Here is a 17,660-nt window from a genome sequence, read left to right on the forward strand (position 1 = left end):
CACGCCGTGCGGAGCCGGGCAGGACATGTCAATCGGAGTTGGTGACCATGCCGCCGATGATGTCGATCGACTGGCGCAAAACCTCGAGCTGCTCGTCGTCGAGCACCGCCAACTGGGCGGTCATCCACTTCTCCCGTGCACTGGTCTCGTCCGCGAGGAGAGCGTGACCCGCGTCGGTCAGCGACACGATGATCTGCCTGCCGTCGGTGGGGTGCGGCGTCCGCGCCACCATGCCTGCGTCCGCGAGCGACGCGATGACCCGCGTCATCGACGGCGGTTGCACCCGCTCCTTGGCCGCGAGCCCACCGGGCGTCATCGGCCCGTGCTCGTCCAGACTGGCGAGCGCGGACAGCTGCGTCAACGACACCGGGGAGTCGGCCCGGCGGCCGCGGAGATGTCGCGACAGACGCACGACGGCCAGGGAGAGATCGCTGGCCAGTGAGCGGGTATCCAAGGTCACGTCCGGAGAATACGACACCGGGTGATCACTGGTTCAGGTAATCGCGTCGGTAATCGGGCCTACAGCAAAATACGCGACAAACAGACCGGCCACCACCCACAGCAGCGGATGGATTTGCTTGGCCTTGCCGCTCGCGGCACCGAGCACCACCCAGGTGATGAAGCCGACACCGATACCGTTCGCGATCGAGTAGGTGAACGGCATCACCACGATCGTGAGGAACGCGGGCAGCGCGACGTCGAAGCGGGTGAAGTCGATGTCCCGGACCTGCCCGATCATCAGGGCACCGACCACGACCAGCGCCGGGGCCGCCGCTTCGATCGGCACGATCTCGTACAGCGGGGTCAGGAACATCGCGGCCAGGAACAGCGTGCCGGTCACGACGTTCGCGAGGCCGGTCCGTGCGCCTTCGGCGATGCCCGACGCCGACTCGACGAACACCGTGTTCGACGACGCCGAGGCCGCGCCGCCGACGATCGCGCCGGTGCCCTCGACGACCAGCGCCCGGCCGATGTTCGGCAGGGTGCCGTGTTCGTCGGTGAGGTCGGACTCCTTTCCGAGGCCGGTCATCGTGCCCATCGCGTCGAAGAAGTTCGCGAGCACCAGCGTGAAGACCAGCAAACTCGCGGACAACACGCCGATCCGGGTGAACGCGCCGAACAGGCTGACGTCGCCGACGAGGGACAGGTTCGGCATCTGCGCGAGGACGCTCGGCAGCTGGGGCACGCTGAGGTTCCAGCCCTTCGGGTCGACGCCCTTGGACGGCCCGACGTGGAAGACGGCCTCGAGGACGGCCGCGAACACGGTGGTCGCGACGATGCCGATGAGCAGGCCGCCGCGAACCTTCCGCGCCACCAGGACGCCCATCAGCAGCACACCGAACACGAACACGAGCGTGGGCCACGACGCGATCGAGCCGCCGATGCCGAGGCCGACCGGCACCGAGGTGCCTGCGACGTCGGGGATGCGGCGCACGAATCCGGCGTCGACGAATCCGATGAACGCGATGAAACAGCCGATGCCGGCGGCGATCGCGGACTTGAGCGCGTCCGGGATGGCGTTGAACACCGCGGTGCGGAATCCCGAGATCGCCAGCGCCACGATGATGATGCCGTCGATCACCACCAGCCCCATGGCCTCGGGCCAGGTCACCTGCGGTGCGATCGTGACCGCGAGCAGGGTGTTGATGCCGAGGCCGGCGGCGATGCCGAACGGGTAGTTGGCGATGATGCCGAACACGATGCTCATCAGCCCCGCGACCAGCGCGGTCACCGCCGCCACCTGGCTCACGGGCAGGATGTTGCCGAGCACGTCCTTCTTCGCGACCGCGTCGTCGGCGGAGAAGCTGCCGAGGATCAGCGGGTTGAGCACCACGATGTAGGACATCGCGACGAAGGTGACGAGACCGCCGCGCACTTCCCTGCTCAGAGTCGAGCCGCGCTGGGTGATCTTGAAATAGTTGTCCAGAATCCGGGAAGTTCCGGCCATGTGCCCGTCCTCGTCGCCAATCGTGTGCTGTGCGCACAGCACCCTATGGCACGCAGCCCCGCGGTGCGCACGGCCCGGGTAGCGTGGTCGCGGTGAGCGAGTCCCCCGACCCCCGGATCCCGGCCCGGCTGACCGACCCACGACCGGTGATCGTCATCGGCACCCTGGCGTGGCTCGTGGCGACCGGCGTGGTCCTGGCCTCCGGCGACCGGTGGGCGTCCGCCCTGCCGATCTGCTGGGCCGGACTGGCACTCGGGGTCCTCGGCTCGCTCCTGTTCGTCGTCCAGCGCCGCGCCTCCCGCCGGGGACGCCGCACCGCGCAGCGCGGGCTGTAGCGCACCACCTCCCGGTCACCCCCCGGTCCCGTCCGGCGACGGTCGGGTCAGCCGTGCAGCTGGGCCGCCCAGACGACGTGGTCGTCGCCCGGGGCGCTGACGCCGAGCGTGACGGCGTCGGACATCGGCAGGGCCGCGGCGAGTTGCATCGACATCGTCCGGTCGCCGCCGGCGATGAAGCTTCCGGCGTTGGTGCGGCTGCCGTCGGCGCGCTGCAGCCAGACGTTGTACGTCCTGCCCTCGGGGAGCCCTGAGACGTCGAGGCTGATCCCGGTTCCCCACGCACGGTTCTCCACCCGGGCCGACGCCTCGACCCCGGCGGACGCGACGGCGACCGCCACGGGCCGACCCGCGGGGCCGCCGGCGACGACGCCGCGGAGGACGAAGCCACCGGTGACCAACCCGACCGCCAGCACCGCGGCGGCGGCCAGGACCGCGACGCGGCGATACCGGCGCCGCACCCGTTCCCGGCCGATGCTCGCGGCGATCGCGTCGGGCAGGGTCGACGGCGGGGCCGGGACGTCGCCGAGCCGGTCCGGGTCGGCCTGGTCGAGCGCCGCCGCGACCGAGGCGAGGTCGCGGTACTCGGCACGGCACCGCGGACATCCGTCCAGGTGCGCGCGCAACGCGATGCCCTCCTGGTCGCCGAGGCGTCCGAGGGCACCCATCCCCAGCAGGGGACGCATCTCACGGCATCGATCACCGGTCACCGTGCCACCCCATCTCCTCCAGGACGAGCCTGAGCGCCTTCAGCCCGTAGTACACGCGGCTGCGGACGGTCCCGACGGGAACCCCGAGTTCGGTCGCGACCTCGGTCGCGGGTCGATCGCGCAGGTGAACCTCGACCAGCACGGTGCGATGCTCGTCGGACAGCCGACGCAGCGCCTCCTCGACCTGCAGACCCACCAGCAGCTGTTCGAGGGGGCGTTCGGGCGCCGGGACCTCGGGCAGGTCGGCGTCGGCGAGCTGCGGACGGGCCGCGCGGGCGCGGGACGCATCGATCAGGACGTTGCGGCAGATCGCGTACAGCCACGTGCGCAGCGTCGATCGCTGCGGGTCGTAGCGGTCGGCGCCCCGCCAGGCGCGGAGGAACGTCTCCTGCACGGCCTCCTCGGCGCGGCCACGATCACCCAGCGAGCGGTACGCGAGGACGAACAGTTCGCCGCCGTGCTCGTCGTACGCGGCCCGCACCGCCTCGTCGTCCAGGCCGACGGGCAGCTCCTTGCGCGACTTCCGTAGCCGCACGGCTCCACCTCCCGAATGCACCCGGCCGTCGGCTCACCCGACGCCCATGGAGGAGTACGGATGCCGACCCGGAAGCGTTCACCGCCGGCTCCGGCCGGATCCGGGTGGAGGTGCGGTCACCGGTGAACGCCGGCGGGTCCGGGCCCGTACTCCCCTGAGGTGCCCGCCCACCGGGGCGGCACGAGTTCGCAGACCGACGGATGGAGACGAAGATGGCAACGAAGTCGATCCTGGCCCTCGCCGCGCTGGGTGCGGCGGTCACCCTGGCCGGCGGGTGCGGCGCCGACGCCGGGGAACCGGAGGCGACGGCCCATCCGACGCCGGCGGCGGCGTCCGGGGCCGGCATGCCGGCCCCGGAAGTGGAACTCGGCACCCGCGGCACTGCGCTGGGAACGGTTCTCACCGACGGCGCCGGGTTCACGTTGTACCGGTTTGACGAGGACACCCCCACCGAGATCCACTGCACCGGACCCTGCGCCGAGATCTGGCCGCCGTCGATCGGCACACCGCACGGCGACGGTCACCTGCCCGGGACGCTCGGCACGATGACCCGGCCGGACGGCGCCGCGCAGGCCACCTACGACGGCTCCCCGCTGTACCGGTTCGCCAAGGACACCGCGCCCGGGCAGACCACCGGCGACGGGGTCAAGGGCACCTGGCACGTCGTGACCGTCGACGCCGCCCACGGCTGACACCGGCCGTCCCGGGCGGGTCCACGCCGGTCCCGCCCGCCGGTCACACCGCCGCCGAGGTTCCCGGCCCTCGGCTGTCGGGAACCGGTGGTGGCGTGCCTAGTACGACGGGACCGGGAAACGCTCGGTGACCGGGTCGGGGTCCGGGTCGGGGTCCGGGTCGGGGTCCGGGTCGACCCGGTGGCGACCGCGCCACCAGAGTGTCAACGCGACCGAGCCGACGACCAGCACCACCAGGACCGCGATCGCCAGCCAGAACCGCGGTCCCCAGTAGCCGACGAGCGACATGCGAATCGCGTTGCGGGCGTACGTCAGCGGCATCAGGGCGTGCAGCCACCGCAGCGGCGCAGGCATCTGCTCGATCGGGAAGACCGCACCGAACGCGAAGACCTGGATCATCAGGGCGCCGAGCCCGACGAACGTGCCGTTCACCGGACCGAACACGACGGTGAACAGCCGCGCGGTCGCGACCGCGGCGGCCCCGACCAGCAGCAGGACCACGAACAGGGCGAGCGCGCTCGGCGGTTCGGCGTTCGCGACGGTCACCGACAGCACCGACATCAGCAGCGCGGCCACGACCGTGACCGCGGCAGGCACCCGGTACCGGCGCAGGCCCTCCCGCACGATCGACTCGTGCCGTCGCTCGTGGGGCCCGCGCGGCGGCCGCACCACGAACCAGGTCAGGATCCCGACCAGGAACAGCACCACCGACGCCAGCGCCGGGATCACACCCGGCCCGAACCCGACGGCGGGCTCGATGTTCGTGGCGGTGACCGTCACCGGCGCCGACATGACCCCGGCCGTGGTCGCGCGCTCGGCGTCGGTGAACCGGGGCACCTGCTGCGCACCGTCGGCGAGGCCGGTGGCGAGTTCGGCGCTGCCTGCGTCGAGCTGCCCGACACCGTCCTTCAGCTGACCGAGCCCGTCCCGGAGCTGACCGCCGCCGGCGTCCAGTTGTCCGAGTCCGGTGGACAGCTCCCGCGCGCCCGCGTCGACCTGGTTGGCGCCGTCCGCGAGTTGCCCGAGCCCGGTGTGCAGTGTCGCGGCGCCCGCCGCGGCCGCCTCGAGCCCGCCGCGGTACTCGGCGTTCGGGTCGGACAGTTCGTGCGCGATCTGCTTGGCCCCCTCGCGCAGCTGCCGCAGCTGGCCGACCAGGTCGTCGTCGGCGACCGGGAGCCCCGCCGCGACGACGGCGTCCACGAGCGGGCCGACGACGGTGTCGATGGCCTCGCTGATCTGGGTGGCTCCGGCACCGAGCTGGTCGGTGCCCGCGACGAGCTGCCCGAGCCCGTCGGCCAGTTCGTTCGACCCGGCGACCGCCTCCCCGGCTCCGGCCGCGAGTTGCCCGGTGCCGTCGGCCAGCTCGACGCTGCCCGCGTGCGCCTGGTCCAGTCCGGTGGCGAGTTCGGCGCTGCCTGCGGCGAGCTCGGTGGTGCCGGCGAGCGCCTCGCCGGTGCCGTCGTTGAGCAGGCGCGCTCCGGTCGCGGCGTCGGACAGGCCCTTGCCGACGTCCCCGAGACCGAGGAGCACCTGGTCGACGGACTGTTCGCCGATGGTCTCGGAGACCGCCGACCGGACCTGCGCCATCACCGACTCGCCGACCGGGGTGGCGACGAGGCTGTTGTGGTCGTTGTAGACGACCTCGAGCCGGGCCTTGCGGCCCTGTCCGCTCGCGGCGCTCGCGATGTCGCGGCTGAAGTCCTCGGGAATCACCACCGAGAAGTAGTAGCGGCCGTCCTCGACCCCCTCGCGGGCCTCGTCGAGGCCGACCTGCTGCCAGTGCACGTCGCCGCCGTCGAGCAGCGCCGCGGTGACGTCGGCCCCGGCGGTGAGCCGGGTGCCGTCGAGGTCGGCGCCGGTGTCCGTGTCGACGATCGCGACCGGGAGCCGCGAGACGGTGTCGCCGGGATTCCACAGCGCCCACATGTAGAAGCCGACCAGCGCCAACGGCGCGATGACCAGCACCGCGAGCGCGATGCGGGTCAGGTGGACTCGTTTCGACGCCATGCGGGCCGCCCTCCTGGAACCGGTGTTGGACAGATGTCCGAATCGGGGAGCCTAGAGAGTTCCGCCCGGATCTGTCCGCGATTCGCCGGAATTCGCCTCGTCCTCGCGCGCGGGCCGGTCGCCGACGCGCGCGGCTCCCCAGATCCACAGCGCCGCCCACCCGGCGCCGAGCAGCCACCCGGCGACGACGTCGGTGAACCAGTGTGCGCCCAGGTACACCCGCGACAGCCCGATCGCCAGCGTCCACAACGCGAGCGCGCCGAACAGCACCGGCCCGCGCCGGCCCGTCACCCGGACCACGGCGGCGCCGAGGACGCACACGAGGATCGCCGACATCATCGCGTGCCCGGACGGGAAGGAGTGGGTGGCCTCGTCGACGAGACGTTCCGGGTACGGCGGGCGCTCCCGGCCGAACACCAGCTTCAGCCCGCTCATCAGCAGGAACCCACTGACCATCGCGCCGGCGACCATGACCGCCTCGACCGGTCGCCGCCGGACCCACAGCGCGATCACCACCGCGGTGGTGATCACCGTCGCGACGACCGTGTCACCGAGATGCGTGACCACGGTGACGACATCGGTCAGCCACGGCGTGCGCCACTGCACCATCCGGTCGAGCACCGACTGATCGAACGAATCACCGGCCATCGGCCACCCCCTGCCCCATCCCGCGCACGTCGACGTGCGTGCGGCCCGACTCGTCGACCCACCAGGGCACCTCGACCTCCGCGCGCACGGCACCGGTGAGCCGCACGGTCAGCTGTTCGTGCACGACGACCGCGCCGACCGGCAGCGGCCGACCGGACACCACCGACGCGAGGACCGCGGACGGCTCGCTCGCCCAGTCACCGGCCCGCCCGGGACCGGTGACCTCGCCGTGCACGGCCTCCGACGCCGGCGGCAGGTCCAGCAGGTCCGCCAGCGCCGCCGCCGACGCGAGGTCGCCGACCACGAGCCGGTCCGCCGGGATCGCCGCGGCGTACCACGGACGGTCCAGCACCAGGGCGTCCGACGGATCGGCCACCGTGCCGTCGACCGCGCGCACCCGCGCGGGCGGCGACAGTGCGTCGAGGTCGAGACCGCCCGCCGCGGTCGCCTCCGCGAGCAGCCGGTGCGTGCGGGCGATCACCGCCGGGGTCGGGGTGCGGCCGCGGTCCGCGAGCCGATCGAGGAGGAGTTCGGCCATCGCGGTGGAGTCGACCCGCTCCCCGGCGAGCGCGCCCGCGAGCGCCGCCGCGTCCGGATGGTCCAGCGGGTCGAGCAGTCCGGCGAAGGTGCCCTCGTCCGGGGCGCGCAGCGACCCCAGCGGGACGCCGTCCACCCGGGCGTGGCGGCGCAGCCACCACGCGGTGTACCCGTCCCGGTCGGTGAGCAGCCCCGCGGTCTCCGGGTCGGACGCCAGCAGCCGCAGCGCCGCCGGCCACGCCTCGGGGTCGACCAGATCGAGGTCACGAACCGCGACCAGCACCTCGGGGTCGTCGGACAGGGTTGCCCACCAGTCGGTTTCGTCGGCGAGGTCGTGCTCGGGGCCGGTCGGCAGCTCGGCCCGCAGCACCGCGAACCCCCACCCGACACCGAGCGCGCGCAGTGCCCCTGCACCGTGCTCGTCGACCACCCCGCCCGCGACGGTGCCGAACGGCGAGTCGGGCACCAGCACCGCCCGCAGCGGCGCGTCCGGCAGCAGCAGTTCGTCGGCCGCACGCAGCTCACCGGTGTCGTCGGGCAGCGGCAGCAGACCCAGCCATCCCGGCAGTGGCCCCGTCGCGGCCGCGACCAACGGCAGCACCGTGTCGGCGAGATCGGCTGCGGTGGGGTCGTTCTCGTCCTCCCACTCGTCGACGTCCTCGATCCGCCGGCGCAGCGCCGGATCGGCGAGCACGTCGAGCGCACCGACCGAGCCCGCACCGAGACGGGTCAGCAGCGGATGCGCGGCGTCGGGGTGCACCAGGCGCATCCAGTCGACCCCCCGCCCGGCCGCGCCGAGATCGTGCCCGAGCACGACGGTCCGGGGCCCGGTGACGGTGCGCCCGTCGGTCAGCGGCACCGGGATCGCGGCCAGCTCCTCGACCGCGAGAGCGTCCACGACCAGCGGAGTCAGCGCGTCGTACAGTCGCGCCCACCACGCCGGGTCGCGCTCGATCCCGGACAGCTGGTCGGCGAGCCTGGCCAGACCGAGCCGGTGCACACCGACCGCCGCCAGCGCCCGGGCACCGGCCGGACCCGACAGCGCCGGCACCAGCAGTCCCGGCACGACGTCGACCAGCAGGTCGGCGAGTTCGTCGGTGAGCCCGGGCAGCACCGCCGCCTCCGGCGGCCGCAGGTCCCGCCCGGCGCTGCCCGGCAGCCACGGATGCCCGGCGAGGTCGCGCAGCACCGCCTCCCGCAGCTGCTCGTCCACCTCCCCCTTCGCGAACCCGGGCAGCGGGACCAGTGCCAACCTCTCCGAGATCGGCAGTGCAGCAACGAATTCCGCGTACCCGTAGGCGAGGTGACCGATCGCGGTCCCCGGCATGATCCGGCGCCGGTCCGGCTGCAGCTCGGTGTCCGCGACGACCAGTGCCGGCAACGAGAGCTCCTCGTCGGACCGGGTCGGGGCGCGCAGCACGTCGCCGCCGACGGGCTGCACCGCGCCCGCCGACACCGGAACGAGCCATCGCGCCGACGTCGCCGCGTACTGCCACCACACCCGGTCCCCGACGGCGACCTCCGTCAGCCCGCCGTCGAGTTCCCGCCCGGTCCGGACGAACTCGCGATCGCCGATCCGGATCGACTGCAGCGCAGGGAGTTCCAGCAGCAGATCGACGGCCTCGGCCGTCATCGCCGTCAGCAGCGCACCGCCGTCGACCTCGGGTCGCAGGGTCAGCACGACCTCGGTGTCGTACCCAGCGGCCGGTGCCTCCTCGGTGGCCCAGACCAGCCGCAGCACCGGGACCCCGTGGTCCGGTTCGGGCAGGCCGGTCCGCTCGATCTCGGCCCGGGTCCGGGCCGCGGAGAACGCAACCGAACCGGAGCTCGAACGCACCTCGATCTCGTCGCTCACCGACCGCACCGCGGTGAACCCGACGCCGAACCGCCCGACCCCGTCGGTCTTCCCCGACACCCGCAGCGCCGAGAGCGCGTGCACCCCGGATTCGTCCAGGGGCGCGCCGACGTTGGCGACGGACAACCGGTCCCCGTCGAGCTCGACCCGCAGCCGTCCGGCGACCGACGTCCGGGCCGCCGCGTCGGCGGCGTTCTGCGCCAGCTCGGTGAGCACGCGGTCCCGGTAGCCGCCACGCACCAGGTCCGACTCGGTCGCTGCGTCCTCCCGCAGCCGGGTCGGCGACGTGCCCCACGCGAGGAGGGTCGCGTCCCGCAGTGCCGACGTGCCGAAGGGGTCGGCTGCCGTCACTCGGTCGATGCCGCGTCCGATCCGTCTGCGTCCGCGGGCGCGTCGGCCGGAGCCTCGGCGGTCTCGGCCGCCACGGTCACGTCCACATCGGTCACGTCGACCTCGGTGGGCTGTGCCGGGGCCTGCTCGGCGGACGCGGTGTCGGCGTGATCCTCGGGACCGGCCTGCTCCTGCGGGGCGGGCTCGGCCTCGACCGGCTCGGGCCGCACGGTCGGCGGCAGGGTCACGACCTCGACCGCGCCGTCGTCGTAGGCGTCGAACCGGGGGGTGCCGCCACCGCCGGGCAGCTCGACGTCCGAGTGCGCGCCGCAGCCGTACTCGGCGTCGACGACCTGTCCGTCCGCGGACATCTCGTTGCCGCACACCCCGAACGCGGCGCCCAGCGACCCCGCCAGCGGCAGATAGAACCCGCACCGGGCGCAGATCGACGGAGCGGCCTTGGCCATCTCCGAGTCCGGACCGTGGTCACCGTCGTGCCAGCGCTGCGCCGCGTCGAGCCGGCCCTCGAGGCTCATCACCTTCTTGCGCCCCAGCCCGACCTCGCGGGCGAGGTCGTCGACGACCGGATCGCCGGTCGCGACGTACCCGGGCACCAGCCGCGGGTCGTCCGCGCGGGGAGCCAGCAGGTCGCCGGGGGTCAGGTCGCCGGCGCGGATCCGCTGGTCCCACGGCAACCACTCGGGTGCGACCAGCGCATCCGGTCCGGGCAGCAGCGCCGACTCGCTCACGGTCACCCGATCGGAGTCCGGCAGGGCCGCCAGCACGACCGCCCACTGCCATCCGTGGTAGCCGGGCAGGGTGGCCTCGAACCGGTGGGTCGCGGAGCACTCGTCCTCGGCGGTGACACCGAGGTGCGCACCGACCTGGACCTCACCGAGGTCGGCCAGTGCCCGGCGGGCAATCACCACGGCCTCGGCCAGCAGCGGACGCACGGGGGCAAGCTCGGGGGCAGATTGGGCACTCACACCCTCATTTTGCCGTATCGCCGCCACACCGCACCCGCTCGGGCTGCCATGCTTGCGACCGTGACCCGGTATCGCGCCTTCAGCCTCGTGGCCGCCGTGACCGCCCTGACGGTGGGCGGGTGCGCGGCAGGCTCCGTCGACACCGGATCTGCCGGGTCCGGATCGCTGACGTCGAGCTCGGTGCCGCGGCTGCACGTCGAGGTGCTCGGCACCTCGCCGCACGACCCGACCTCGTTCACGCAGGGTCTCGAGGTGTCGGGCGCGGAGTTGCTCGAGGGTACGGGTCTGCTCGGCCGCTCGCACATCAGCGCGCGCGACCTCGGCACCGGTGTCGAGCGGGTTCGGGTCCCGCTCCCCGACGACGTGTTCGGGGAGGGGCTCACGGTCGCCGGCGACACGGTGTGGCAGCTGACGTGGCGGGACCACGTCGCGTTCGCGCGGGACCGCGACACCCTCGCCGAACGCGCCCGCGTCACCTACGACGGCGAGGGCTGGGGTCTGTGCGCACAAGCGAACCGGCTGGTGATGAGCAACGGCTCCGACACCCTGACCTTCCGGGACCCGGTGACCTTCCAGCCCGTCGGCAGCGTCGCGGTGACCCTCGACGGCAAGCCCGTCGACCGGCTCAACGAACTCGAGTGCACCCCGGACGGCATGGTCTACGCGAACGTCTGGCAGACCTCGGACATCGTCCGGATCGACCCGGCCACCGGCAGAGTCGTCGCGATCGTCGACGCGTCCGGTCTGCTGACCGCCGAGCAGGAGAAGGGCGTCGACGTGCTCAACGGCATCGCCGCCGTTCCGGGCACCGACCGGTTCCTGATCACCGGCAAGCTGTATCCGTTCGTGTTCGATGTGCGCTTCGTCTCCTGACCTGGCCGCGACATCGGTCGGGGGCCTGTGGTTCATCGGCCCGCTCCTAGGACAGAATTGAACCCGTGACCGCACCGCGCCAACCCTCCGACCCCGACGGGCGTCGCGCAGCAGCCGACGGCGGTCACGACGCGGTCCACCCGGGTTACGCGAACTACCCGCCGCCGCGCCGTGCGCCGGGTCGCAGGCAGCCGCTGCCGCCGCTGCACCCGACCGGTCCCACCCCCGGCTCCCGACCGTCCGACGCGGAGTCGGCGCCCCCGCGTGACGACGCCGCCGAGCAGCGCACCGAACAGCTCCGCGGCGCGAAGACGCGGGGCCCGAAACCGCCGCCGATTCCGCGCAAACTGACCGTCACCCGGGTGGCGGCGATGCGCAGCCGGGAGCTGACCAACCGTGGCATCGCGACGTTCCACCGTGCCGCGACCGCCGACGGCGCCGACAAGTCCGGCCTGACACATCTGACGTACGCGGTGATGGCGAACTTCGCGACCGACGCCACGGTCGCGGTCGCGCTCGCCAACACCCTGTTCTTCTCCGCCGCCACCGGCGAGGACAAGACCAAGGTGGCGCTGTACCTGCTGATCACGATCGCGCCGTTCGCGGTGATCGCCCCGCTGATCGGCCCGGCCCTCGACCGGCTGCAGCGCGGCCGCCGGATCGCGCTGGCGGCGTCCTTCGCGTTGCGCACCGTCCTGGCCCTGCTGCTGGTCTTCAACTTCGACAGCTGGGCCCTGTATCCCTGCGCGCTCGGGATGATGGTGCTGAGCAAGTCGTTCTCGGTGCTCAAGAGCGCGGTCACCCCACGGGTCCTGCCACCCGACATCGACCTGGTGCGCACCAACTCGCGGCTGACGGTGTTCGGGCTGATCGGCGGCACGATCGTCGCCGGCGGCGTCGCCGGCGTCGTGGCGTTCGCGTTCGGTTCCGCCGGGGCGTTGTGGCTGACCGCCGCGATCACCGCGTTCGGCGCCTACCTGAGCATGCGCATCCCGGCGTGGGTGGAGGTCACCGAGGGCGAGGTCCCCGCGACGATCGCGTACCACGGCGACGACGCGGTCACCGAGGTCATCACCCGCGAGCAGCAGGAGGCGTTCACGCCCAGCACGCGCAGACAGCCGCTGGGCCGCGCCACCGTCACCGGCCTGTGGGGCAACAGCACGATCCGCGTCCTGACCGGATTCCTCACCCTCTACGTCGCCTTCGTCGCGAAGTCGCGCACCGAGCACGAGCCGCTCGTGCAGGCCGCGATGCTCGGCCTCGTCGGCGCGGCCGCGGCGATCGGCAACTTCGCCGGCAACGCGGCCGGCGCCCGCCTCAAGCTCGGCCGGCCCGCGGTGATCGTGCTGCGCTGCACGGCCGCGGTGACCGCGATCGCGGTCGTCGCCGCCGTCACCGACAGCCTGCTCACCGCCGCGCTGGCGACCCTGGTCGCGGCCGGGGCGAGCGCGCTGGCGAAGGTGTCCCTCGACGCGTCCCTGCAGCAGGACCTGCCCGAGGAATCCATCGCGTCCGGCTTCGGCCGCTCCGAGACGGTCCTGCAACTGAGCTGGGTGGTCGGCGGCGCGCTCGGCGTGCTGCTGCCGACGACGTACTGGATCGGTTTCACCGTCGTCTCGGTCGTGCTGGTGCTCGGCCTGATCCAGACGTACCTGACGTACCGTGGCCGCACGTTGCTGCCGGGCCTCGGCGGCAAGCGCCCCGAGCACGTCAACCAGGAAGCCCCCGTCGGCCACGGCCCGAGGCGAACCGGCTCCCGAGCCGACTGAACACCGCACCCGCCACCGCGGCGGGGACGTAGAACGAGAAACGGAATGCGATGACCCTGCAAGCCCGGACGAAGAAGATCCTCGTGATGGTGGTCGTGGTCGTGTTGATCGCGGCCGCCGGCCTCGCCGCGGTCGTCACGGTGCTCGTCCGCAACGCGCCCGAGACCCTGCCCACGATCACCGCCTACGCGCACGGCAACTCCGTCCGGGTCGACGCCGGGGTCTGCGACTCGAGCATGCGGTGTGCGGATCTCGAGGTCGCCAACCTGCCGGTCCCGCCGGGCTCCCCGCTCGAGTTGTCGCTGCCGAAGGACATCGCGGACGGCAACTGGCGGCTCAACGTCCAGTTCGGCGACCCGCGCACCGGTGAGGTGTTCGAGGGGTACCGCGACTACACGGCCGGCGAGGCGTACGCGGTGACGGTCCCCACCCGCGAGCACGAGCAGCTGCTGGGCGTGATCATCCAGCAGCCGTCGCAGCGGGACTTCGCCCCGATGTGGGCGATCCAGACGCTGCCGGAGCTGCCCGCGGTCGCGCAGTAGCGACACCGAACGCAGCGAGCCCCCGGTCACCGGACCGGGGGCTCGCTGTCGTCGGGCCTGTCGTCAGCGGTCGAGTTCGCGCGCGACGGCCCGCACCACCTCGGAGATCCGCTGCGCGGTCTTGCGGTCCGGGTACTTGCCCTTGCGCAGGTCGGGCTGGACCTTCGCCTCCAGCAGCGTGATCATGTCCTCGACCATGCCGTGCAGTTCGTCGGGGGTGTGCTTGCGGACCGTCTCGTCCCGCCGCACTGCGCCCTGACGCAGCGTCGGCGCCGGGTCGAGCACCTTCAGGCTCAGGGCCTGCGGTCCGCGACGGCCCGCGGCCATCCCGAACTCCACCCGCTGCCCGGCCTTGAGTCCCTCGACCCCCGCGGGCAGCGCGGACGACCGGACGTAGACGTCCTCCCCCTCGTCCTGGGAGAGGAAGCCGAAGCCCTTCTCAACGTCGTACCACTTCACCTTGCCGGTAGGCACTGTGTCACCTGCTCATCCATGTCCGTGTCTCACGACCCCATGGTCAATCGACCACATAAACGAACGCGCCCCACCGTGTGTGGGACGCGATGCCCCGCAGTCTACCCCCGCGTGCCCTTCACGGGCACATGGGTTTGCGGGCGATACCGTGGACATGTGGCCCCCGAAATCCCCGGCAGCGAGCCTGCCTCCGGCACCCCGTCCCCCGCCGGCGGCACCGCTCTGCTGCGCGTCGCACTCGCCCTGTTCTTCGTCGGTCTGCTCGCGATCGTCGCGATCTTCGTGGTCCACGCGACCGACCACACCCCCGGTCTCGCCCTGTACCTGGTGGCGATGGCCTGCCCGATCGGGTTCCTGCTCGGCATCGTGTCCGCCCTGCGGGCCGGGCGACGCGTTCGAGGAGAGGAGTAACAGTGAGACTGATCCTCAACATCATCTGGCTCGTCTTCGGCGGGCTGTGGCTGGCGCTCGGCTACTTCGTCGCCGGCGTGCTGTGCTGCATCCTGATCATCACGATCCCGTTCGGCATCGCCGCGTTCCGGATCGGGCTGTACGCGCTGTGGCCGTTCGGCAAGACCGTCGTCGACAAACCGACCTCCGGTGTCGGATCCCTGATCGGCAACGTCATCTGGCTGGTGCTGTGCGGCATCTGGCTGGCCATCGGACACGTGGTGAGCGCGATCGCGATGGCGATCACGATCATCGGCATCCCGCTCGCCCTCGCGAATCTGAAGATGATCCCGATCTCGCTGATGCCGCTCGGCAAGGAGATCGTCGACGTCCGGTCGACACAAGGCAGCCAACCCGGCTACAGCGCATGATCCGCCCGCCCCGCATCGTCCCGGATGCGGGGCGGACACTGCCAAGCCACCCACTGTTCCTCGGCACGCTCGCGGTCCTCGCCGCGGCCGTCGTCATCGCCCACGACCGCGTCGTCCCGCTCGGTCAGCCGCTGTGGGGGTTCTTCCGCAACGGCCTGGACCTGCTCGTCTACCGCAGCGGCGGCGCCACCGTGCTGACCGGCGCGGGACTCTACGACCACGCCCTGCACGGCGGCATGTGGTGGACCTATCCCCCGTTCTCGGCGGTGTTGTTCGCCCCGCTGCGGGTCTTCTCGCCGGAGATGACGACCCTGCTCGGCGGTCTGGTCAACTTCGCCGCCCTCTACCTCGTCGTGGTGCTGTGCTGGCGACTGCTCGGCTACCGCACCGACCGCACCCTGTACCTGGCCGGCGGCCTGCTCACCGTGATCGTGAGCTGGCTCGAGCCGGTGCGGACCACCATCTGGCTCGGCCAGGTCAACCTGCTGCTGATGCTGCTGATCCTGTGGGACCTGGGCCGACCCGAGGGCAGCAGGCTGCGGGGTGTCGGGGTCGGGATCGCGGCGGGGATCAAGCTGACGCCCGCCCTGTTCGTCGTGCACCTGCTCGTCACCCGGCAGTGGCGGGCGGCTGCGACCGCGGTCGGCGGGCTTGCCGCGACGGTGGCCGTCGGGTTCGCGGTGATCTTCTCGGACTCGCGCGCCTACTGGACCGGGACGCTCTGGCACTCGACGCGGATCGGGGAGACGGCCTGGCCGGCGAACCAGGCGGCATCGGGGGTGCTCGCCCGGTGGCTGCACACCGCCGAGCCGCCGCGACTGCTGTGGCTGGCCGTCGCCCTGGCGCTGGCCGTGCTGGGCCTGGCAGCGGCGCGTCTCGCCCACCTGCGCGGTCTGGAACTGCTCGCGACCACGCTGTGCGGTCTCACCTCCAGCGCGGTGTCGCCGTTCTCCTGGGGGCACCACTGGGTGTGGTTCGTGCCGCTGCTGATCCTGGCCGTGGACCGCGCGCTGCGGGCCGGTCGGGCGACGGCGTGGCTGCTGCCCGTCGCGATCGTCGTCCCGTTGTTGTGCTGGGCGCACCGGTTCCCGGACGGGGTCTACGCGATCGGCCTGTTCATGATTCCGACGTCGCCGACGCTGGCCCCGATCTTCAGCGCGGTGTATCCGCTGATGTTCGTCGCGGTCGCGGTCGGGACGCTGATCGCGATGGCCCGAGCGGGTCGCGCGGAGGGCCAGGTCAGCATCGACAACTCTTGTGATCTGCCTCACATAACGGTTGGATCACGGGGCGGTCTCGGACGAGCAGCGACCACCTGACCTGCGCAAACGCCACCAATCTCGGGCGAAACGCCGACGAACACGCCGGTGACGGATGAGGTGACTCACCGCGGTCGGCCACGTACGGTCATCTCCGGTCGGTGTTCCGGCCAGTCCGGACCGCCGCGCCAAACCTTGTCCCGCGGAACGGATTCCCACGGAAGAACCCAGGGACGAGGACGGGGGACCCACGTCCCCAGTGGACACCGGGAGGCGAGCAACCGGCCTTCCTTGGGGTGAAGCCGCTTTTCGCGCCGATCACGGAGCGATCACGGCCGGGCAACCTCTCAGCCCGAACCCGACAGCTGACCTCGCAGGCGCGTGCGGAGAGGAAACCTCCATGAGCGCTGGACGCCATCGCAAGCCCACGAACACTCGTAAGACCGCCGCCAAGGTCGTCGTCACCACCGCCGTGTTCGGTGCAGCGGGCGCGGCCTTCGCGGCCCCCGCAGGCGCCGCCCCGGACTCCGACTGGGACCGGCTGGCCCAGTGCGAGGCCGGCGGCAACTGGTCCATCAACACCGGCAACGGCTTCCAGGGCGGCCTCCAGTTCTCCCCCAGCACCTGGACCTCGCACGGCGGCGGCCAGTACGCCGCGACGGCCAACCAGGCCACCCGTGAGCAGCAGATCGCGGTCGCCGAGAAGGTCCTCGCCTCGCAGGGTTGGGGCGCGTGGCCGTCCTGCTCCGCCAGCCTCGGACTGACCAGCTCGCCGACCCAGCGCACCGCCCCGGCCGCGAAGGTCGAGACCCCGGCGCCGGCGCCCGCCCAGACTCCGGACGTCACCAGCGTCCCGACCACCCACGGCACCGCCGACGTGCTCGACCGGCTCGACAGCACCCTCGAGGACATCAAGGCGCGCGGCATCGCGATCGACCCGCAGATCGCCGCGATCTACGACCAGGCCAAGCTCAACCCGCAGGTCATCGACTTCCTCACGACCTACGCTCCGCTCGTCGCCCAGCGCTGAGCCCCCGAACACGGAAGAAGGGCCCCGCACCGATTCGGTGCGGGGCCCTTCTGGTCGTCGGACCGGTCGTCAGCGGTTGACGACGGTCTGGGGGTGAAGGTAGGGAAGCTCCGACACCGGCCGCGGGAACTCGGTGTCCTCACCGAACGGGGAGAGCCCACCGGAACGGGTCGAGGAGAGTTCGGTGACCGCGTGGTCCCCTTCCTCGAGGTGCTTCGGCCAGCCGGGATCAACGTACTGCTTGCTCGAATTGTTAGCCACGAGGCCATTTTGACACCGAGCCTGTATCGCGTACAGCCCAGGTCACTA

General features: G+C 72.2%; 19 protein-coding genes and 1 riboswitch. Of the genes, 9 read left to right on the top strand and 10 right to left on the bottom strand.

Translation table 11 applies throughout. The features are described 5' to 3' along the window. Positions 1-28: 28 nt before the first annotated feature. Together ABD951_RS25455 and ABD951_RS25460 are read right to left on the bottom strand one after the other, a co-directional pair. Positions 29-460 (bottom strand): MarR family winged helix-turn-helix transcriptional regulator, encoded by a 432-nt coding sequence (locus ABD951_RS25455; RefSeq protein WP_345352194.1) that lies wholly within the window; start codon positions 458-460, stop codon positions 29-31. A gap of 33 nt (positions 461-493) precedes the next feature. Continuing rightward, positions 494-1,948: an NCS2 family permease gene (locus ABD951_RS25460; RefSeq protein WP_345352197.1), complete on the bottom strand. Its 1,455-nt coding sequence runs from the start codon at positions 1,946-1,948 to the stop codon at positions 494-496. A 92-nt stretch (positions 1,949-2,040) separates the two neighbouring features. Here ABD951_RS25460 and ABD951_RS25465 point away from each other — a divergent pair, with 92 nt between their 5' ends. Further along, the gene (locus ABD951_RS25465) at positions 2,041-2,283 is read left to right on the top strand and encodes a DUF2530 domain-containing protein (RefSeq protein ID WP_345352200.1); all 243 of its coding nucleotides are present in this window, start codon (positions 2,041-2,043) and stop codon (positions 2,281-2,283) included. Between the two features lie 47 nt (positions 2,284-2,330). On the opposite strand, the gene ABD951_RS25470 is transcribed toward ABD951_RS25465, so the two are convergent. Beyond that, on the bottom strand, positions 2,331-2,993 hold the full coding sequence (locus ABD951_RS25470) for a zf-HC2 domain-containing protein (RefSeq protein ID WP_345352203.1): 663 nt from the start codon (positions 2,991-2,993) through the stop codon (positions 2,331-2,333). Further along, a complete protein-coding gene (locus ABD951_RS25475) occupies positions 2,983-3,528 on the bottom strand; it encodes a sigma-70 family RNA polymerase sigma factor (RefSeq protein WP_345352206.1) in 546 nt (181 codons plus the stop codon). Before ABD951_RS25475 ends, ABD951_RS25470 begins: the two co-directional genes overlap by 11 nt. Before the next feature lie 212 nt (positions 3,529-3,740). Between ABD951_RS25475 and ABD951_RS25480 the strand changes: the two genes are divergently transcribed. Beyond that, entirely contained in the window at positions 3,741-4,220 is a 480-nt protein-coding gene (locus ABD951_RS25480; protein ID WP_345352209.1) for a COG4315 family predicted lipoprotein, read from the top strand. A 99-nt stretch (positions 4,221-4,319) separates the two neighbouring features. Here ABD951_RS25480 and ABD951_RS25485 read toward each other — a convergent pair whose 3' ends face one another. From ABD951_RS25485 to ABD951_RS25500, 4 genes are read right to left on the bottom strand one after another with little or no spacing between them, the layout of a single operon-like run. Beyond that, complete coding sequence (locus ABD951_RS25485; RefSeq protein WP_345352212.1) at positions 4,320-6,227, bottom strand: YhgE/Pip family protein; 1,908 nt, start codon at positions 6,225-6,227, stop codon at positions 4,320-4,322. A gap of 51 nt (positions 6,228-6,278) precedes the next feature. After that, a complete protein-coding gene (locus tag ABD951_RS25490) occupies positions 6,279-6,875 on the bottom strand; it encodes a phosphatase PAP2 family protein (protein WP_345352215.1) in 597 nt (198 codons plus the stop codon). Next, the gene (locus ABD951_RS25495) at positions 6,865-9,618 is read right to left on the bottom strand and encodes a sacsin N-terminal ATP-binding-like domain-containing protein (protein ID WP_345352218.1); all 2,754 of its coding nucleotides are present in this window, start codon (positions 9,616-9,618) and stop codon (positions 6,865-6,867) included. The genes ABD951_RS25490 and ABD951_RS25495 overlap by 11 nt, the downstream gene beginning before the upstream one ends. Then, complete coding sequence (locus ABD951_RS25500; RefSeq protein WP_425569977.1) at positions 9,615-10,601, bottom strand: DUF3027 domain-containing protein; 987 nt, start codon at positions 10,599-10,601, stop codon at positions 9,615-9,617. The genes ABD951_RS25495 and ABD951_RS25500 overlap by 4 nt, the downstream gene beginning before the upstream one ends. A 30-nt stretch (positions 10,602-10,631) precedes the next feature. Between ABD951_RS25500 and ABD951_RS25505 the strand changes: the two genes are divergently transcribed. From ABD951_RS25505 to ABD951_RS25515, 3 genes are all read left to right on the top strand, one after another. After that, on the top strand, positions 10,632-11,456 hold the full coding sequence (locus ABD951_RS25505) for a glutaminyl-peptide cyclotransferase (protein WP_425569961.1): 825 nt from the start codon (positions 10,632-10,634) through the stop codon (positions 11,454-11,456). Between the two features lie 65 nt (positions 11,457-11,521). Then, the gene (locus ABD951_RS25510) at positions 11,522-13,225 is read left to right on the top strand and encodes an MFS transporter (protein WP_345352224.1); all 1,704 of its coding nucleotides are present in this window, start codon (positions 11,522-11,524) and stop codon (positions 13,223-13,225) included. A 50-nt stretch (positions 13,226-13,275) separates the two neighbouring features. Then, on the top strand, positions 13,276-13,767 hold the full coding sequence (locus ABD951_RS25515) for a DUF2771 family protein (protein ID WP_345352227.1): 492 nt from the start codon (positions 13,276-13,278) through the stop codon (positions 13,765-13,767). A 63-nt stretch (positions 13,768-13,830) separates the two neighbouring features. On the opposite strand, the gene ABD951_RS25520 is transcribed toward ABD951_RS25515, so the two are convergent. Further along, entirely contained in the window at positions 13,831-14,241 is a 411-nt protein-coding gene (locus ABD951_RS25520; RefSeq protein WP_345352230.1) for a cold-shock protein, read from the bottom strand. A 156-nt stretch (positions 14,242-14,397) separates the two neighbouring features. Here ABD951_RS25520 and ABD951_RS25525 point away from each other — a divergent pair, with 156 nt between their 5' ends. The 4 genes from ABD951_RS25525 (at position 14,398) to ABD951_RS25540 (ending at position 17,351) form a co-directional block, all read left to right on the top strand. Then, positions 14,398-14,652: a hypothetical protein gene (locus ABD951_RS25525; protein ID WP_425569962.1), complete on the top strand. Its 255-nt coding sequence runs from the start codon at positions 14,398-14,400 to the stop codon at positions 14,650-14,652. 2 nt (positions 14,653-14,654) lie between these two features. After that, positions 14,655-15,062, top strand: a complete 408-nt coding sequence (locus ABD951_RS25530) for a YccF domain-containing protein (RefSeq protein WP_345352233.1) — start codon at positions 14,655-14,657, stop codon at positions 15,060-15,062. Continuing rightward, positions 15,059-16,381: a glycosyltransferase 87 family protein gene (locus ABD951_RS25535; RefSeq protein ID WP_345352236.1), complete on the top strand. Its 1,323-nt coding sequence runs from the start codon at positions 15,059-15,061 to the stop codon at positions 16,379-16,381. The genes ABD951_RS25530 and ABD951_RS25535 overlap by 4 nt, the downstream gene beginning before the upstream one ends. A 131-nt stretch (positions 16,382-16,512) precedes the next feature. Further along, positions 16,513-16,717: riboswitch (cyclic di-AMP (ydaO/yuaA leader) on the top strand. A 4-nt stretch (positions 16,718-16,721) separates the two neighbouring features. After that, positions 16,722-17,351: a resuscitation-promoting factor Rpf1 domain-containing protein gene (locus tag ABD951_RS25540; RefSeq protein ID WP_345352239.1), complete on the top strand. Its 630-nt coding sequence runs from the start codon at positions 16,722-16,724 to the stop codon at positions 17,349-17,351. Between the two features lie 69 nt (positions 17,352-17,420). On the opposite strand, the gene ABD951_RS25545 is transcribed toward ABD951_RS25540, so the two are convergent. Beyond that, entirely contained in the window at positions 17,421-17,612 is a 192-nt protein-coding gene (locus tag ABD951_RS25545) for a hypothetical protein (RefSeq protein ID WP_345352242.1), read from the bottom strand. Positions 17,613-17,660: the final 48 nt, after the last annotated feature.

It is taken from the genome of Rhodococcus olei (genome assembly GCF_039540555.1).
Classification (GTDB): Bacteria; Actinomycetota; Actinomycetes; order Mycobacteriales; family Mycobacteriaceae; genus Rhodococcus_G; species Rhodococcus_G olei.